Raw genomic sequence first — 16,755 nt, 5'->3', positions numbered from 1 at the left:
CTTCTTCACAATTCAGACGGCTCTTCATGCATCATTGGCTTCAACAAAAATGGCTTTATGGATGCAGATAAACCTTAACAACAAACACTACAAAATCAAAGGAACAAAAAAGAAATACGGAAAAATAGAAAATTACTTTACTCGAACAATTTTTATTCTTTCAAGAATCTTCCAATATTCAACTTCAGCGCCGGCAACAATCTTTTCTTTGAGTTCTGGCTCATCTGGAAAAGGCGCATCACAGTACTCATAAGTTTCCAAATCCATAAGTTGAATACTAGTAGGGTTAATTGCAAAAACTTGACCTGTGCGCTTATCAATAATTGGGACTTCAGCGCCGGCATCAACAGGTTTCACAAATTGCCTTTTTTGACCATCAAAAACGCCGATTGCAACTATTCTTGCTTTTGCTGCACCGTGTTTTCCTGGTTTAGATTTTGCTATATCAACAATGCGGCATGGCGCACCATCAATCATCATATAGCCGCCGACTCGTAACTCTCCAACATCAACTGGTTTGCTCATTTTCTCACCACAATTTTACCTTATAATCAATGCAATTTTAAAAAACACACATATATAGCTTAAGGTAACGCAGGCAGATTTAAGGCGTATTTTCAGCCGTTTAAAACCGATTCTGAAGCTAAAAAAAGCTAATAAAGTTAAAATCTCGTTAAAAACCGCTTAAATTCAATTTTGTTTCTGTTCTATAGGCAGAGAAACAGTAAATGTTGAACCTTTGGTTGGAGTGCTTTTAACGGTTATTTTTCCGCCGTGAGCTTCCACTATGCGCTTGCAGATTGTCAAGCCAAAACCCATGCCTTTTGCTTTGGTTGTAAATAGTGGCTTGAAAATTTTAAGCTGAACCTCTTCAGGCATTCCATACCCTGTGTCTGTGAAGGATATGTCAACAAAAGCACCATTTTGTTTGCTGGTTATTTCCAGTTTTCCACCATTGGGCATGGATTCTACGGCGTTGCTGATAAGGTTTAAAAATACGCGTTCGATTTTGCCCACGTCTACCCATATCATCGGGAAGGACTGCACGTTTTCAGACAGGATGATGTTCTTTGGAATTTTAACGTTGGATATCAACAAGTAGTTTATCAAAGATTTAGGAGAGTATTCCTCAAACTCTAAACGTAATTCACGGCTGTAATCAAGCAGGTCATTTATTATTTTGTTTGCAGAATCAACGGAGCGGTCAATAATACCCAAAAGGTCAAGACTTCTATCATCCATGTTGCCAGACTGTTTTTTCCTAAGCAGATACGCCGCGTTTTTGATACCGGTTAATGGGTTACGCAAATCATGACCGACCATGCCAGCTAATTCACCAATGGCAGCCAACCGCTCATTTCTCACAAGTTGATCCTGGGCTTCTCTTAGAGCTTTGGTCCGTTCCTCAACTATCTGTTCTAGGCTTTCGGAGTATTCCTCAATTTTTTGGTACAGCTTTTTTTGCTCTGTAATGTCTTCAAGGAATAAGCCCAAGTAACCTTTCTGGGGGCTGAAAATAAAAATGGAGAACCAAGCACCATTAAACTGGAGCTCAAACCTGTGGCTTACGCCTGTTGAGGCTACTTTACTGCCTAGATTGAAAAGGGTGGGGTATGCCTTCATAATTCGAGCAGTTGTTTCTTTGCAGTTTTCTTCAGCAAAATCACGTATGCTAAGACCAGTGCTTCGCTCAAAAGCTTTGTTAAATTCAAAATTAGCTAGCTCAACGGGTTTTCCAGCGTCATCAAAGAGGATTTGACAGAAAACAAAACCGTTTTGCATATTTTCAAACAATAAACGATATTTTTTTTCGCTTCGCCGTAGGGCATCTTCGACTTTTTTGCGGTCAGTTATATCTCTTAAAATATCTATAAACCCGATTTGTTTGCCGGCACTATTTTTTATAGGAGCAGTTGTCACTTCAACCGGAAATTCTTCACCTGTTTTTTTGAGCGCAAAAAACTCGTTAACCATACCGTCCAGTTTCAATGAAGAGGTCAAGGATCTCTGAGCAACTTTTGCGCGGTCTCGCTCAGCCACAAATTCGATAACATGCCTACCAATTGCGTCTTTTTTGTCTAAGCCGCCAAACATTTTTAGAGCAGCATTATTCACGTATGTTATGTAGCCATCTACATCACCGATGACTACACCGTCAAGGGAAAGTTCAACAGCGAGCGAAAATAAATGCGGTTCATCAGTAGGATTAATTGGTTTTGCAGGTTTTTGTTTGGGTGAAGAGTTTATGAAAGCGGCAATTTTTTCTTCTAAACCTAATTCGTTAAACTTAGAACTAGAAACTTTTGATTCCTGCCGCTTATCCATTTTAACACCAATAGAGGGTTGTATAATACAAGCTAAAATAAAGCAATTGTGAATTTTGCCTACATATTTTAAGTGTAAGACGCCAAAAGTAGATATAACAATGGTAATTTGCCACTGAAAGACTTAATATAGAAAAGATAACGGTATTTACTTTGACGGTGGAAACGTGTTCAAAAGCGTCGGTTTAGTTGCCCGCTACGACAAAAAAACAGCACTAAAGCTTACCGAAGAATTGTCTAAGTATCTTGCGGGAAAAGGGTTGAAGGTTTACATAGAAGACACGCTTGGGGGTAAAATTAAAACTGAACAGGAATTTGTTCCACTATCAGAAATGAAAACCGATTTTATAGTAACCATCGGGGGTGATGGCACAATCCTCAGGGTAGGCATTAACGTACCAAAACCAGAACCTCCGATTCTTGCAGTTAACATGGGTTTGAGGGGCTTTTTAACTGAGGTTGAACCTAACATGGCATACCATGCCTTAGAAAAATGTCTTACAGGCGAATATAAAATTGAAAAATGCGCCAAACTGTCAATAACTGCAGGCGAAGAAACCTTGCCAGATGCTTTAAACGATGTGGTTATTTCAACGGGTGAACCTTCAAAAATCCTTTATGCCCAAATATGCAAGGATGGAAAACCCATCCTCAAATGCCAAGCAGACGGATTAATAGTGTCCTCACAAACAGGTTCAACAGGATATTCGCTTTCCGCGGGCGGTCCAGTTTTGGACCCCAGTGTGAACGCGTTTGTTTTAACACCAATTTGTTCGCTGTCAGTTTTTCATTCTCTGGTTTTTCCCGCTGAAACGTCTGTGTCTTTTAGTTCAGTTAGCCCAAAAAAAATGCTTGTTCTAATAGACGGGAACTACCGCAAACTTATCGACTGTAAAGAACCAGCACTAACGGTAACAGGCTCCAAAAATGTAACCACGTTCATCCGTTTTGAAAACGATTTTTACCATCGTCTCAGAAGCAGGTTACTGTTTAAGGGGACGGGATGAAAAATCAGCGTTGACCCAAAACAAGTGGTTGTTTTAGACACTTCAGCGTTTCTTGCAGGATTTGACCCCTTCTCTACAGGCCAAGAGCAGGTTACTGCACCCAAGGTTGAAGAAGAATTAAAGTCCAACTCTATGGCGCGGGTGCGTTTTCAAACAGCCATCGAAAGCGGCAAAGTAAAAATTGTGGCACCCACCGAAGAATTCTTCAACCAAGCAAAAAATTCCGCTAGCAAAGCAGGAGACGTACATGTGCTTTCGGAAGCGGATATGTAGTTGCTGGCGCTTTCGCTGGAGTACAAATCCAAAGGGTATACTCCTAAAATTGTGACGGATGATTACTCGATTCAGAATGTTGCTACTCGGATGGGGATTGGGTTTGTGGCACTTGCTACTTTTGGGATTAAACGCTTGTTGGAGTGGATTCGGTACTGCCCTGCATGCCACAAAGAATACTCTGCAAATTTTAAGTCAAATGAGTGTCAAATTTGTGGAACTGAGCTAAAGCGGAAACCTAAACGAGCAACAAAAAGGGTAAAAGGATTGGCTGAATAAACGCCAAAAGAAGAATCAAAATTATTCCTTCAGTGACAAAGAGAGGCAGCACAAGACGCTTAGCTCTTGCCAATCCCTTATCAACTAGCCAAGTTAGAGATTCAATTCTTTCTTTACCAATAACGCGAACCTGTGGAACCTTGAATTGTATACAGCCAGCTTTGCAGGGTTCCAATGTTGACTCGGCATCCTTTAGGACTTCAAGTATGTGTTTTATGAGTGTGTCATGGTCCATGGCTTCCCCAACTGGGTGATAGCCACGTCTGCCAGTAACAATAGCGCTTACTGCATGAGTGTCGGTTGTGAAAACTTCACTTTCAGTAAAGCCCGCCTGACCAATTGCAGAAAGGATTTTTTCGCGTACCCCAGAAATCATGTTGTTGCCGTCTATGATTACGTAACCTGTTTTTTGGTCTTCAACAGTAACCACAATCCCAGTTATTCCGCCTGTACCCATGCCGTCTTTAAGGGAGAACTCTTTGGGGTAAACAGTTGCAGCACCCACCATGAAGGGTTTCTGAGGCAGTGCTGCGGCTTTTCGCAGGCATTTTAAGCCAACACTTTCCAGTGTAGGCAGGTATTTCTCGACTTCAACTATGTCGGTTATGCTGTTGTGGCAGTTAACGATTATCGCGCAGTTCAACCCGAGCTTTTTGGCTTCCTCATTAATTACCTGTCCAAGCTCTTGAGGCAAATCTTCAGTTGTTTCAGGCGCCAAAGTAAAGGATAGCAAAGCGGTTTTGCCGAAAACTTGACATGATGCACCAACAACGCCTTCTCTTACGCGGACAAACGAAGTAGCTGTGGCTTCGGATGCGGGAAAATCAGCTGCGGATATTATGTGTTTGATTATTTTGATGTTTTGCGCCTGTGAGGCTAAATCCAGTTCATGCCCTAAAATGCCAAGGGGCGTGCAGGCGGTGTTGTTGAAGCGTTTTTGGTACCCGTGCTTTAGCAAGGTTGGCAACAGACTGCTTCCAATGTTTTTGAATGGCCCTGGATGTACAAAAGGCTGTATGATGGCGGCTTTTGGTTTAGCGGCGTCAAACTTTAGAAGCGAAACGTCAATATCTTCATCTCCTCCGATTTTTTCCAAGAGCTCCTCAAGAGGCGCGTTTTGTCCTACAACCCAGTTTGCCATGAAGGCTCTAAAGAAAAGCAGAGAAGGCAATCCATGAAGTTGGTTTCCTAAATTGTCAAGAGACCGCAAGAAAATGAAAACAGTTATACCGCAAACTATGGGGGCAATTATCAGGTAAAGCCAGAATTGGGTTATGTAAATCTGAAATATGAAAGCCCAAAAAGTCATCAAAACAGCAACACATAACAGAGGTTGAAGTAACGCGGCGAGAAGTTGACGATAAAGTTTTGTAGTAGTGGTTGCCAAGAAAACAATTAACCGTAGCGTGAGCACAGCAGCAAAGCCTAGCAGGCAAAGTTTTACCCACCAGAGTAAATCAAAGGCTACTCCGAAAGCTACACCGAGCAGCATGAAAAATAGCCAAGTTAGCCAACAGAAAAGTGACAGCGCCACGGTGCGTCTTAGGATGTAGATTTTGTCTGTTTTCAGTATCACCTTGCTTAGTATGATGTCTGAGAGAAAGGTGAAAAAGAAGAGGGATGTGCCAAAAAATAGGCAGTACAGTAAGCCGTTAATGGAGGGGGCAAATACAAGTGAGGATAATCCCACTAAGCCTATGCAGATTACTGCAACGGTTAGAACAGCTTTTTTGGCGGATGGTAAAAAGAACATGGATGAATAATGTTTTATTGCAGTGTTTATTGAACTGTTGAATTTGTTTTCTGTTGCCATGCTCTTATTCACTTATTGGTTCCTTAACAGTTGTACAGGATTATTAAAACATAGCTAAAAGCGAACCAATTACCATTTAATACATTTTCCCAACAATTACACAGGTAAGATTTGCGTGTTTTTGAATTAAATATTTAAAAAATTGATGATGAAAAAATCAACCATAAACCAAGAATGCATGCTTTTGATGCCTCTTTTGAGCAGATACGGTTTTATCCTTAGAATGCACACTACTATAGTTACGCGAATACACTATGCCAGAGCAAGAATTACCGCTGTCCATATTCCACATGCTCGAACGCAACGTTGGCAAAAAAATCAGAGTTATAATCGAGCCAGCGTATGGTTTTGAAGGCATCATCGAAGCAGTAACACATCAACCAGCAGGAATCTGGCTATCTGAAACAGAAGCAATAGTTTTACGTTCCACAATAGCGCAGCCCATTCCACAAGTTGCCAGCCGAGAAGAACGCGGCGACATGTACCTAAACTTAAGCTCAATTCAAAGATTAGAAATTCTGCCGTCCACGCCATCAAGAAGATAAAAATTTTTTAATTTTTTATGCGGGGAAAAATACTTGCGCGACAACTGACACAACAATTAGGGTTACAGCTAAAATCACGAGAAGTTCAGGTCTAACCTTTATGCCTTCGGTTTCGTCCTCGAAGAAACGCAAAAGACCCGCGCTTCCAGCAGGCATTGGACCTGATTCTTTACGTTTACGTTTAGTCATACCCATGATATTTCGCCGTATGGTACAGTACTATTTTTTCTGCCATTTTAAGGTTATGCCAATAAAAGAAAATTAAGTCTACCCAACATTCCTATTAGGCTCCAAATAGTTGATCTATGCAGAAACTATAGAGGGGAGGTCACTAATGCCAGTTTTCCAAGCCAAACCCCGTTTCCACCCTTAAATAAGGGAGGGAGTGGCCTCCGAGAACAGTAGAACCCGCTGGGCACCTACACAACAAGGTCAGCGATGTCCACACTGCGCTCATAGATCTGCCTCAGAAAAGACAACACCGCCAAAATCTGTGGCATCAAATCAACCGACAATTCCTTAGCAGCCTTCTCAACCTCAGAACCTATAGCTTCAAGTTTTATCTGCAAACCACGCACGGTCTCAGCGCAAGAGATGTCTTTACTTACAAACGATTTCAAAGCTTGCTCATGAGCTGAATAGCAAACAACCTGAAAATCGGTAAGCAACTTTTGAATTTCAGCAGGCAACTTAATCCCGTTAAGCTCAATAGTTTTAGAGGCAATTTTAACGCAGTCATCACCCATGCCCTCAATTAAGCTGGCAGCTAAACGATAATCCAAACAGTCAATCGGGGAAATCTCCAGTTTCTCACTTAACCGTGGATTTTGTATAATAGTACGCAAAATTCGCACAAGCAAAAAGTAAAGCCTGTTACTCTCATTATCGCGTGCAACCACGTTCTTGGCAAGTTGTAAATCACCAAGGGCAAAAGAGGATGCAACATCACGAGTCATCCCTGCAACAATCGCATAGATGCGGCGCAGAATTTTTTCAGGCATAAACCCAGAACCTGAAGGTTCAAGCAGGCATTGTAAAACAATCTGCGAGTAAGTTTCCTCAACAATCTCCAAACCAATCAGTGAACTAACGGTAGTTTTGACAGTGTTTCGGACATCTGCATCAATTTTATCTTTGGTTTCAATTCGGATAATATCATAACCCAGCAGGTACTGCCCAATAATCTGCCTACCCAAAAAGGGACCAACCCTTAACGTTGAAACTTTAGGCTGCACTTCCACACTGTATTTGGGGTCAACAATAAGTTTACCATCTTGCGTTTCCTCAATATTTAGCAATGTGCCCTTTTTCAGGCTGTTTTGGTTAGCCCATGCTCTTGGCAGACAAACAAAAAAGGTGCCTGTTGGCGTACACTGAACTTTTCGGGACTCACCCAAAGCATATCCTCTCTATAGCCACCCTAAAATATTCTCAACTTATTTAAACTAAATCCAAAAAATACAAATAAAAAACAAAAATCGCTACGACCACAAACAAAAACAACACCACACAAAAGAAAAACTGCAAATCTCAAAACATCCAAACCTTTAGCAACAAAGCAATAACCGTAAATAAGAAAAACAAAAACACTTAAACAAACACAAAACAAAACTAAGCCAGTTTGAGCCTACATGATAGACACAGAAAAACTCCAAAAAGCCATCTCAGCAACAATCACAGCAGGATACCAACTAAACAGCGACGCCTTCGAATTTTTAACCCAACTAACCAATAGTGACCCCGCAGAACTCATAGAAGCAGCAATTCAGCAAATGGACAGCTTAGAGGAGAAACCCTTCTTTATAGAAAAAGACTTTCTGGAATCAATAATTCAAAAACAAGCACTAAAAACCCCAAGCATCCAAGAAGAACCCGAACACATACAGGCTCAAATGAAGGAAACACAAACAGTAACCCCAACAGAAGAGCCGCCAACTCAAATATCAGAAGTTGAAGAAGACGAATATTTTTATCCTTACGCCAGAGAAATTCCCTCACAACTTGAAATCATAGAAGACCCAACCAGTAAACTCACCTCAAACGGGACAATAAAAGAGTATTTAGGTTATTTCCAAGACCGCTTCAAACGCGTCGAGAAGATACTTAGGCAAAGAATGGACGTTAGAGCCGCCACTCCAATCGCTGAAGCACTAAAATCCCAGCCAAAAACCAAAATGAAAATCATCTGTATGCTCACCGAAAAAAAAGAGTCCAAACAACAAGTTATTCTCTCAGTCGAAGATCTCCAAAGCTCAGCAACCATTCTAATCCCAAAAAAAGCACCACCTGAAGTCCACAAAAAAGCCGGGCTACTCCTACCAGACCAAATCATCTGCATAGCAGTCATAAAAACCAGAACCAGCCTGTTAATGGCAGAAGACATAATCTTCCCAGAAGTTGGAAGAAAAAGTCAGCAAAGAGCCAGTGAACCCATCTATGCTGTGCTCACCTCAGACATTCACATTGGCAGCAACAAGTTCCAAAAAGAATCTTTTAAACGCTTCATAAAATGGTTAAACGGCAAATACGGCACCCCAGCAATGCGAGAAATCGCGGGCAGAGTAAAATATCTCCTAGTCGCAGGCGACATCGTCGATGGTGTTGGCGTTTATCCCAACCAAGAACTAGAACTAACAGTCAGAGATGTTCACAGACAATATGCTTACGCCGCAAAAATCCTAAAAAGAATACCAAGCTACATAGAAGTAGTCCTTGGCCCAGGAAATCATGATGCAACAAGAAAAGCCTTACCCCAACCAGCCATACCCGCAAGCTACCTTGAACCAATGCTGGACAGACCCAACATTCACCCTGTTGGAAGCCCATGCTTTATGTCTCTGCATGGCGTTGAAGTTTTAATGTTTCACGGCAGAAGCTTAGATGACATCGTGAACACTATTCCAGGCATGGACCATCAACATCCAGAAAAATCTATGAGTCTTCTGCTTCAAGGAAGACACCTCGCGCCAGTATATGGAGGTAAAACAATGCTTTCTCCTGAAAACCGAGACTACCTAGTAATAGATAAGGTACCAGACATTTTGATGGCAGGACACATTCACGTTCTTGGCTACTGCAAATATAGAGGAATCCTAGTTGTAAACTCAGGCGGCTGGCAGGACCAAACAGATTACATGCAAAAATTAGGATTAATGCCCACGCCAGGAAAAGTCCCCGTTATAAACCTACAAACCTTAGAAATAACCGTTCTATCATTTACAGATGAAAAACAAAAAAGTACAGAGCCAAATTAGGCACTGTTTTTGTTTACAGTCTTATGGGAATAATCAAGTAAACGCCCAAAACGGGCATCACTTGAAAAGACATCTTTTACCAGAGAACGAGAAATTTCCAGTCTAATTTTTTTAGTTCTGCCATAGCGACCCATGCTGACAACTTTGGTGTTCACAAGCCCCATAGCATCAAGCTCATTAACCAACGTTCCTAAGCGTCTTTGGGTTAACAATCCAGCACCCATTTCGCCACACAACTCATTGTAAATATCATACAATTCGCCAGTGGTTGAACTGGACTTGTTTAGGTGATACACACTCAACAAAACAAGTTTTGAGTGTAACGTTAAGTTCTTTAAGGCGTCCACAACCCGGTTATGTTCAATGTGCTTCTCAGCCTGCCGAACATGCTCCTCAGTTATCGATTTGGCGCTTTGGCGCTCAGCAACTTCCCCAGCAACTCGCAACAAATCTAGCGCGCGTCTTGCATCTCCATGTTCATTAGCGGCCAGTGCAGCACAAATACTTAGAGCAGAATCTGATAATGCTCCTTCTTGAAATGAAAGTTTTGAACGCTCCAACAAAATGTTACGAAGTTCTCCTGCATCATATGGTCTGAAAACAAGTTCCTCTTCACTAAGTGAACTAAAAACGCGTGGATCAAGGAACTCTTTTAATCGCAGGTCATTTGAGATGCCAATTATTGAAACCTTGCTTTTGTTTAGAGTTTCGTTTATTCTGGTCAATTCATACATGAAGCTATCACCTCTATCCTTGATTAAAGCGTCAACCTCATCCAGAACAATTATGAATATTATTCTTGATGCTTCAAGATTAACTCTGAACCTATCAAAAACCTCACCCACTGACAAACCAGTAAAAGGAATAGAAATTCCAACACTTTGACTTAAACTGGCAAAAACACGATATTCTGAACCAGTCATTCGACAATTAACATAGCAAAATTTTACTTGGGCACCATAAGTTTTTGCTTTCTCTTCCAAATGGCTTAAGACATATTTTGTTACAGCTGTTTTTCCTGTACCTGTTTTGCCGTAAATGAAAATGTTTGAGCATCGTGAATCTCTAAGAACAGGTGCCACGGTTTCTCCAAGTAAACGGATTTGGTCTTCTCTGTGTGGAAGTTTTTCTGGGAGATAATCATGCCGTAATACTTCTCTGTCTTTGAATAGATTTATTCCATTAACGAAATTATCGAATACATCATCAAGTATGCTCGGATTTCCCATTGGTTCTCTTCCACCCCTTTTATTTCAGAGGTAACACCTTTATTTCGAGTGGAACACTTAAAGAATACAGTACAAAAAAATAGTTTACAAGCACCATAATCTTATAATTAAATGATAGAAAGCGGTGATATGCTGGTTTTTAGGAAAACACACACCCCAAAGTTTCTACTGGAGAAGAATAAGAAAGTTTTGTTAATATTATAATTATAGATATGATAACTATATACTCTGGGACTTTAGTTAAAATTAAAGTATATTAAAATATTAATCAAAGAATTTCGAGTTGTTTGTTACTAATTTTTTTTCTGCCCTTTTCAAGTGTTTTTTTACTGAAAACTTCGATAGGAAATGAAGGGGTGTCTGGGTAGCACTATTTTCCCATGAAAAATACCAATAATTTTTCCTCAAGTTACCAAGCTGAATATAGCTTATTTATTTTTCTCAATAACTCTTTGTCAAGACCAATTTTTCAGTTTACAAGACTATTTTTCCTTCACAAAATTGTGAATGCCCTGTGAAATGAAATTTCATATGTCTTTTTTTTAAAGCTCTTTTTTTTAAAATTACCCATTTCTCGTCAGTTAACTGTGAAGAAGCCACCCCTACATTTCTACTGGAAAACCCTAATTAAACTGAAAAAATAATCTTTTTTTACTTCTGAAAACCTGTGAAGCTTGTAATTCATAAAGAAAGGAAAATATGTGTTGTTTATTAAAAATAAGCTTAAATTATCCTTTTTACATTGACTAGTTTCACCATAACAGCTATAAGTTGTGAAGTGTTAAATTGTGAACGATTTCAAAGTGATAGTATAATGCCTGCTCGCAAGATTCGTGTGGAGCTCTTCGATAGCGATGGTAATCGATATACTGTTGCCTTTGAAGGCCAAGTTACTCGAGACAAGGCATTACGTTTACTGGATCTTGTAGAATTACTTGGCGGTGGAATGCCAGGGGACGGTGTAGCTGCTGGTTCAAGGGCTCCAGTTCCAACGACTTCTGTTTCAAGATTTGAGAAAGTTTCTATGATTATTCAGAAGCATTTTCCACTAGTATGGTTCTCCTCAAAAGATATTCAATCAATTTATGAACAGGAACTCAAAGAACCAGTTAGCCTTAGCACTGTTTCAACATATCTTTCCAGAATGGCAACAAAAGGTCTTCTACTTAAAACCGGTAGCCAAAATAGTCTCAAATACAAGACTGCACCAGCATTACCTCAAGCTGCAATTAAACAAAGAATAAAATAAGCTAAGTTTGGCTTAGCTGAGGTTTGCTTAATAATTTTTCCATTTCCTTTTTCACACTGTAACTGAATGGAATTTTACCAGTTTCTCTCTCAAGATAGCCACCCTCATAAAGTTTCTTCATTAACCTAGCAGTATGCTCCCGGCTTAGATGGACGCGTTCTTTGATTTCAGGTGCAGTTTTTGGTCCTTCAGAGGCAAGCATTTCTAAAACCGCAATTTCTGTATCTGTGAGAGCTGCCATTGCTTTGTCCCGTTTAATTGGAATAACTGGCATAACAGGTTCGCTTTTAATTTCTGGTGGAGGTGCAACGGATAGCTGTTGAATTTGTTCTTCTAAATTGGCTATTTTTGTTTGTAAAGTTTCTTGTGTATTTTCTAGATTTTTAATTGTTGACCCTAAATTGCTTAGGTCTGTTAAAACTTTATTACTACTCTCAGAGATTGCAGAGAATTGTGATTCCAAAGGTGAATTTTGTTTTTCTATAGAATCAATTTTTTTAAATACACTCTCAGCCTTTGCTGAACTTTCTTCCACTTTGAAAGCAACAATGTCTAATCTTTCTGAATCTCGTTTAAGTTCCCGATTAAAACTTAGCACAATATCTCCAACTGCATTCTTAGCCAGTTCATACTCTTTTTTAGCTTTGAGTATTTGCTTGTAATATTCCCTTGACACTGCTACAGTGGCTACAAGCAAAACCGCTAAGAGAATTGGAATAATTTCAATCACTGTTGTATCTCCTGTGATTTACATGTGATTTTGAGCGTGATTTGAACAGTTGCATCACACATCACAGTTTTCCATGGAACTTTTTAAGGTTTACGGTCAAAAAATCACATCAAACCATGATATCACATATCACATAATCTTTTCTGTTCTTAATATTACATATGGTCGTTGTTAAAAAACCTGTGAATGTGTCTTTTATTAAAATTAAAGCTTTATTTAAGGCTTATTTGTTGAACTGTTATGTTAGAAAAAATGCTTGAATATACCTATATAAAGTGTGATTTGTGACGTCACACAGGCTCTTTTGATGGACTAGAAAGCATTTTTAGGCTATTTTCAAGCTCTTCTCGGATGATTTCTATCACTTTTTGCCGTTCTTTATCCCCTTCTTCGCCTGATATGTCCTGATAAGCCTCCACATAACTGTGCAATTTATTTGCGATTTCAAGATAGGGATCAAGAGTTGAGCTCTCAAATACTCCTAAATAACCTAGCAGCAGTACTGTGTAGATTGATTTAATGACGTTTTCTTTAGACTGTTTTAAAGTCCTGTTAAAGGCTCCACGGCTTATTTTAGCCTTAGTTAGCCTTAAAGAGGCTTTTTCATCGTATTTTAGCTGTTTACCTGATATATTTTCGGACAAAACGTCAATTAACAATGTTTCGAGCTGGGTTTTTGTTAATTGGCTATTTTTAAGTAGTATTTCGGCTATGGGGTCTGAAAAAGCACCGTTTAGCCAGATTTGTACACTGTCTTTTAGCTTCAAAGTGTGTGCTATCTCCATGGTTAAAATGGATACAGTTTTGTATACTGGCTTGATGTTTTTAAATTTTGCCCGCGCTAAAAAGCAACATTACCAAAAAAATAACCTTAAATATTAACGTAAAATGCTGTAACTGATGCTTATTTGTTTTATTGATTAAATAGAGTTCATTTTATTGGTTATTTTAGTTTTAAATCTGTTTTATGCCTTTATTTTTTATGTTTGTTGTTCTTTGTATTGTCGTAAATGCTTCAAATTATGAAATGTGTTACGCCCCTTTCAGGTTATTTTATCATTTTACCGTCAAGTTAAAACACACTTTTTACCTCATATGCATGTTAATTTTCATGTACATAAATGCCGTATTTGCTTGATTTCTTAATCGTGACATCACTCTAATCACGCTAAAATCACGTAGAAATCACGGAAAAAGTATGATATCACGCTTATGTGATGTGGTTGTGATTCATTGGTGATTTGGGTTAAAGCGTTTCTGATTGCTTTTTTAGTTCCTCAAATAGCTCAGGGCGTAAATCTCTAAGGGTAGGAATCCATGTTTCAAAATTTTTCATGTCATTAAAGTCAATTTCACAAACTACAAAGTCTTCCTCATCATACTTTGCCCTAGCAATCACGTCGCCACCTGGGCTAACCATTCGGCTTCCACCCCAAAACTGCAAGCCTTCCTGCAAACCCGCAACATTAACATATGCAAGAAACGCTGTGTTCTCTAATGCTCGAGCTGAGGTTAAAATTTCAAAGTAGCCTTTTCTCACTGCAGGAGACGCAGAAATACAAACAATCAACTGTGCACCCATTAATCTTGTTAAGCGGAAGACTTCAGGAAAGAAAATATCATAACAGATACACAGTCCAATCCTGCCAATTGCCGTGTTGAATACTGCTGTTTGATATCCTGGTCGGAAATACCTTTTTTCCTCAAACACGCTATGAGTGGGCAAATACATTTTACGGTATTTACCAATGAAACCTTTTGGACCAACCAAAACCGCGGTGTTAAAGATTGTGGCTTTAGTTTTCTCGCTACGTTCAGGCATCCCAAAAATAATGTGTAAACCTGTTCTTTTGGCTAAAGCTTCTATTCTTTTAATTGTTGGTCCAGGAATTGGTTCTGCCAACTCGTAGATTTGATCCTTAACCACGTAACCTGTAAGTGATAGTTCTGGAAAAATCACAAGGTCACAGTCCTGCTCTTTTGCTTTTAGCGTTAGTTTTTCTATTTTTTTGAGGTTTGCTTCTTTGTTCTCTCGTTGGCTGCTTATTTGGGCAAGTGCAATTTTGATTTTTTCAGTCATGTCTTTCGCCTAATAGTTTTCTCTTGGAAGCCTAAAATCTGCTCCGACAGTTCGGTAACCGATCTTAATAGTCAGAGGCATTCGCCTTTTATGTTCATTGGCAAGCCATCTTTCTTTAACCTTTTCAACAAGCTCCAGCGGTGCATTAAGCTGCTCTGCGATGTCTCCTGTTGTCATGAACCGTTCCAGCCCAAACAGGATTAGGTCCAAGGTTTCATATTTAATACCTATTTCTTCTTCTGCAAGCTGCTTGGGCCAAAGTGATGGCGTGGAGGGTTTTGTATAGAGTTCTGCTGGAAAACCCAGATGCTCTGCCAGCTTGCGTACCTGTGTTTTGTAGAGATCCATTATTGGTGCAATATCGGATGCGCCATCTCCCCATTTGGTAAAGTAACCCATCATGGTTTCTGATTTATCTGAGCTTCCGCAAACGACAAAATTGTTTTTGTTTGCAAAGTAGTAAAGATAGGTCATTCTTGTTCTTGCTTTGATGTTTCCTTTACAAAGCCTATCTGTGATGTCAAATCCTATGATTGCATTATAGAAGCTTTCCAGAACGGGAGTGATGTCACAAGTCTGGGTTTTAATTCCATATTTATCCGCGACCAGTTGGGCGTCGTCGATGTCATTTTGGTTAAAGGTTTCTTTTTCAGGAAGCATCAGTCCTATCACGTGCTCTCCTCCTATAGCCAAACTGGAGAGTGCAGCAATAACACCGCTGTCAATTCCTCCTGAAAGTCCAATCACAATTCCGCTGGCTCCACAATTTTTAACGTATTGCTTAATGAAGTGGGTGCTTCTTTTTTGAACTTCAGCGAAGTCAAGGTCTAAGACAGAGGCGGTTAACTTCAAAACTTTCACACTCTGTTTTTATGGTGACTAGGCAAGTATTTAAGGACAAGGATAAATATTAAAGGAAACATAACCAGCACTAAAGAAGGATGTTTGTATGGGACGAAGAAGGAAAAAAGTTGTTCATATACCAAAAAAGCATTTGCCCAAGTTCTTCTCGTGCCCTAGATGCGGAAAAGAAACAGTGCGTGTGGAAATTTTCCGAGATGATGCGCATTCAGTAGCAATCTGTAGCAGTTGTGGGCTAAAAGAAGAATTCCCAATAAAACCTGCACAGGGAGAAGTTGATGTTTACTGCATGTTAACTGACCGCGTTTATAGCACTTCAAAGAGGACCCCTATACCTAAAAAAGAGTAGAAACGTGATGCATGGGCAAGTTGAAAAATACTTACTCGAAAAGATAAAAGCCGATGGCGCAATTCACATAACTTTGATTGATCCAGAAAATGCTACGCCAAGTCAAGCTGCTGCTATTGCGCAAAGCTCTGCTAGCAGTGGGACTTCTGCAATTATGATTGGTGGTTCAACTTCTGATTCTGAAGAACATCTTGACAACGTCATAAAAGCCATAAAAGGTGTAGTGGACCTTCCCACGATACTTTTCCCAAGTAACATAAATGGGATCAGTCAGTATGCAGATGCCATCTGGTTTATGTCTCTTCTAAACTCTGAAGCACAGTTCTTTTTGATGGGCGCCCAAATTGCAGGTGCGCCTCTTGTCAAAAAATTTAATATTGAGCCAATCTCGATGGGTTACATAATCGTGGGTGATGGTGGCACCGCTGGCAAAGTCGGTAAAGCAATAAAAATCCCCTTCGATAAGCCTGAATTAGTGGTTGCACATGCACTTGCTGGACAGTTTTTAGGTATGCGTTTTATTTATCTTGAAGGTGGCTCTGGCGTGGTGGCTCCTGTTCCTCCAGAAATGATACGTGCCGTTAAACAAGCCATTGATGTGCCTTTAATTGTTGGCGGTGGAATCCGAACTCATGAGCAAGCAGCATTGGCGGTTTCTGCTGGAGCTGACATTATCGTAACTGGAAATGTTGTTGAAAAAACTGATGGTACTCAGCGAGTTACAGAAATAATTAAAGGCATCCAAGTAGCAAAACGTTAGTG

At 39.8% G+C, this 16,755-nt stretch carries 17 protein-coding genes; 7 read left to right on the top strand and 10 right to left on the bottom strand.

The window, feature by feature from the left end:
• Positions 1–132 precede the first annotated feature (132 nt).
• Together NWF01_02845 and NWF01_02840 are read right to left on the bottom strand one after the other, a co-directional pair.
• A complete protein-coding gene (locus tag NWF01_02845) occupies positions 133–525 on the bottom strand; it encodes a translation initiation factor IF-5A (GenBank protein ID MCW4023956.1) in 393 nt (130 codons plus the stop codon).
• Between the two features lie 165 nt (positions 526–690).
• A complete protein-coding gene (locus NWF01_02840) occupies positions 691–2,325 on the bottom strand; it encodes a PAS domain S-box protein (GenBank protein ID MCW4023955.1) in 1,635 nt (544 codons plus the stop codon).
• A 166-nt stretch (positions 2,326–2,491) separates the two neighbouring features.
• Between NWF01_02840 and NWF01_02835 the strand changes: the two genes are divergently transcribed.
• Entirely contained in the window at positions 2,492–3,331 is an 840-nt protein-coding gene (locus tag NWF01_02835) for an NAD(+)/NADH kinase (protein MCW4023954.1), read from the top strand.
• A gap of 24 nt (positions 3,332–3,355) precedes the next feature.
• On the top strand, positions 3,356–3,604 hold the full coding sequence (locus NWF01_02830) for a hypothetical protein (protein ID MCW4023953.1): 249 nt from the start codon (positions 3,356–3,358) through the stop codon (positions 3,602–3,604).
• Positions 3,605–3,842: 238 nt separating this feature from the next.
• On the opposite strand, the gene NWF01_02825 is transcribed toward NWF01_02830, so the two are convergent.
• On the bottom strand, positions 3,843–5,696 hold the full coding sequence (locus tag NWF01_02825; protein MCW4023952.1) for a DUF2070 family protein: 1,854 nt from the start codon (positions 5,694–5,696) through the stop codon (positions 3,843–3,845).
• A gap of 254 nt (positions 5,697–5,950) precedes the next feature.
• Here NWF01_02825 and NWF01_02820 point away from each other — a divergent pair, with 254 nt between their 5' ends.
• Positions 5,951–6,241, top strand: a complete 291-nt coding sequence (locus NWF01_02820) for a hypothetical protein (GenBank protein ID MCW4023951.1) — start codon at positions 5,951–5,953, stop codon at positions 6,239–6,241.
• Between the two features lie 15 nt (positions 6,242–6,256).
• On the opposite strand, the gene NWF01_02815 is transcribed toward NWF01_02820, so the two are convergent.
• Positions 6,257–6,430, bottom strand: a complete 174-nt coding sequence (locus NWF01_02815) for a preprotein translocase subunit Sec61beta (GenBank protein MCW4023950.1) — start codon at positions 6,428–6,430, stop codon at positions 6,257–6,259.
• Between the two features lie 230 nt (positions 6,431–6,660).
• On the bottom strand, positions 6,661–7,638 hold the full coding sequence (locus tag NWF01_02810) for a phosphate uptake regulator PhoU (protein ID MCW4023949.1): 978 nt from the start codon (positions 7,636–7,638) through the stop codon (positions 6,661–6,663).
• A 234-nt stretch (positions 7,639–7,872) separates the two neighbouring features.
• On the opposite strand from NWF01_02810, the gene NWF01_02805 reads away from it, so the two are divergent.
• The gene (locus NWF01_02805) at positions 7,873–9,495 is read left to right on the top strand and encodes a DNA-directed DNA polymerase II small subunit (GenBank protein MCW4023948.1); all 1,623 of its coding nucleotides are present in this window, start codon (positions 7,873–7,875) and stop codon (positions 9,493–9,495) included.
• Here the strand turns inward: NWF01_02805 and NWF01_02800 are convergent.
• The gene (locus NWF01_02800) at positions 9,492–10,724 is read right to left on the bottom strand and encodes an orc1/cdc6 family replication initiation protein (protein MCW4023947.1); all 1,233 of its coding nucleotides are present in this window, start codon (positions 10,722–10,724) and stop codon (positions 9,492–9,494) included. The genes NWF01_02805 and NWF01_02800 overlap by 4 nt on opposite strands.
• 814 nt (positions 10,725–11,538) lie before the next feature.
• Here NWF01_02800 and NWF01_02795 point away from each other — a divergent pair.
• Positions 11,539–11,973, top strand: coding sequence for a hypothetical protein (locus NWF01_02795; GenBank protein MCW4023946.1), 435 nt, complete (start codon positions 11,539–11,541; stop codon positions 11,971–11,973).
• 1 nt (position 11,974) lies between these two features.
• Here the strand turns inward: NWF01_02795 and NWF01_02790 are convergent, their stop codons facing one another.
• From NWF01_02790 to NWF01_02775, 4 genes are all read right to left on the bottom strand, one after another.
• The gene (locus NWF01_02790) at positions 11,975–12,703 is read right to left on the bottom strand and encodes a MarR family transcriptional regulator (protein MCW4023945.1); all 729 of its coding nucleotides are present in this window, start codon (positions 12,701–12,703) and stop codon (positions 11,975–11,977) included.
• Positions 12,704–12,993: 290 nt separating this feature from the next.
• On the bottom strand, positions 12,994–13,470 hold the full coding sequence (locus NWF01_02785) for a hypothetical protein (GenBank protein ID MCW4023944.1): 477 nt from the start codon (positions 13,468–13,470) through the stop codon (positions 12,994–12,996).
• Positions 13,471–13,949: 479 nt separating this feature from the next.
• Positions 13,950–14,783 (bottom strand): carbon-nitrogen hydrolase family protein, encoded by an 834-nt coding sequence (locus NWF01_02780; GenBank protein ID MCW4023943.1) that lies wholly within the window; start codon positions 14,781–14,783, stop codon positions 13,950–13,952.
• A gap of 9 nt (positions 14,784–14,792) precedes the next feature.
• Complete coding sequence (locus NWF01_02775; GenBank protein MCW4023942.1) at positions 14,793–15,635, bottom strand: NAD+ synthase; 843 nt, start codon at positions 15,633–15,635, stop codon at positions 14,793–14,795.
• Positions 15,636–15,732: 97 nt separating this feature from the next.
• On the opposite strand from NWF01_02775, the gene NWF01_02770 reads away from it, so the two are divergent.
• Both NWF01_02770 and NWF01_02765 read left to right on the top strand, forming a co-directional pair.
• A complete protein-coding gene (locus NWF01_02770; protein ID MCW4023941.1) occupies positions 15,733–15,993 on the top strand; it encodes a hypothetical protein in 261 nt (86 codons plus the stop codon).
• A 7-nt stretch (positions 15,994–16,000) separates the two neighbouring features.
• The gene (locus NWF01_02765; protein MCW4023940.1) at positions 16,001–16,753 is read left to right on the top strand and encodes a geranylgeranylglyceryl/heptaprenylglyceryl phosphate synthase; all 753 of its coding nucleotides are present in this window, start codon (positions 16,001–16,003) and stop codon (positions 16,751–16,753) included.
• Positions 16,754–16,755 lie beyond the last annotated feature (2 nt).

This window comes from Candidatus Bathyarchaeota archaeon (assembly GCA_026014585.1).
GTDB lineage: Archaea > Thermoproteota > Bathyarchaeia > Bathyarchaeales > Bathycorpusculaceae > Bathycorpusculum.
The sequence above is the reverse complement of the archived record's forward strand: the minus strand, read 5'-3'. Positions and strand labels throughout refer to the sequence as shown.

Coding starts and splice junctions, on each gene's coding strand:
- NWF01_02795 (MCW4023946.1), top strand. CDS start 11,539: ATGCCTGCTCGCAAGATTCGTGTGGAGCTCTTCGATAGCGATGGTAAT.
- NWF01_02845 (MCW4023956.1), bottom strand. CDS start 525: ATGAGCAAACCAGTTGATGTTGGAGAGTTACGAGTCGGCGGCTATATG.
- NWF01_02805 (MCW4023948.1), top strand. CDS start 7,873: ATGATAGACACAGAAAAACTCCAAAAAGCCATCTCAGCAACAATCACA.
- NWF01_02770 (MCW4023941.1), top strand. CDS start 15,733: ATGGGACGAAGAAGGAAAAAAGTTGTTCATATACCAAAAAAGCATTTG.
- NWF01_02800 (MCW4023947.1), bottom strand. CDS start 10,724: ATGGGAAATCCGAGCATACTTGATGATGTATTCGATAATTTCGTTAAT.
- NWF01_02840 (MCW4023955.1), bottom strand. CDS start 2,325: ATGGATAAGCGGCAGGAATCAAAAGTTTCTAGTTCTAAGTTTAACGAA.
- NWF01_02825 (MCW4023952.1), bottom strand. CDS start 5,696: ATGGCAACAGAAAACAAATTCAACAGTTCAATAAACACTGCAATAAAA.
- NWF01_02780 (MCW4023943.1), bottom strand. CDS start 14,783: ATGACTGAAAAAATCAAAATTGCACTTGCCCAAATAAGCAGCCAACGA.
- NWF01_02765 (MCW4023940.1), top strand. CDS start 16,001: ATGCATGGGCAAGTTGAAAAATACTTACTCGAAAAGATAAAAGCCGAT.
- NWF01_02815 (MCW4023950.1), bottom strand. CDS start 6,430: ATGACTAAACGTAAACGTAAAGAATCAGGTCCAATGCCTGCTGGAAGC.
- NWF01_02820 (MCW4023951.1), top strand. CDS start 5,951: ATGCCAGAGCAAGAATTACCGCTGTCCATATTCCACATGCTCGAACGC.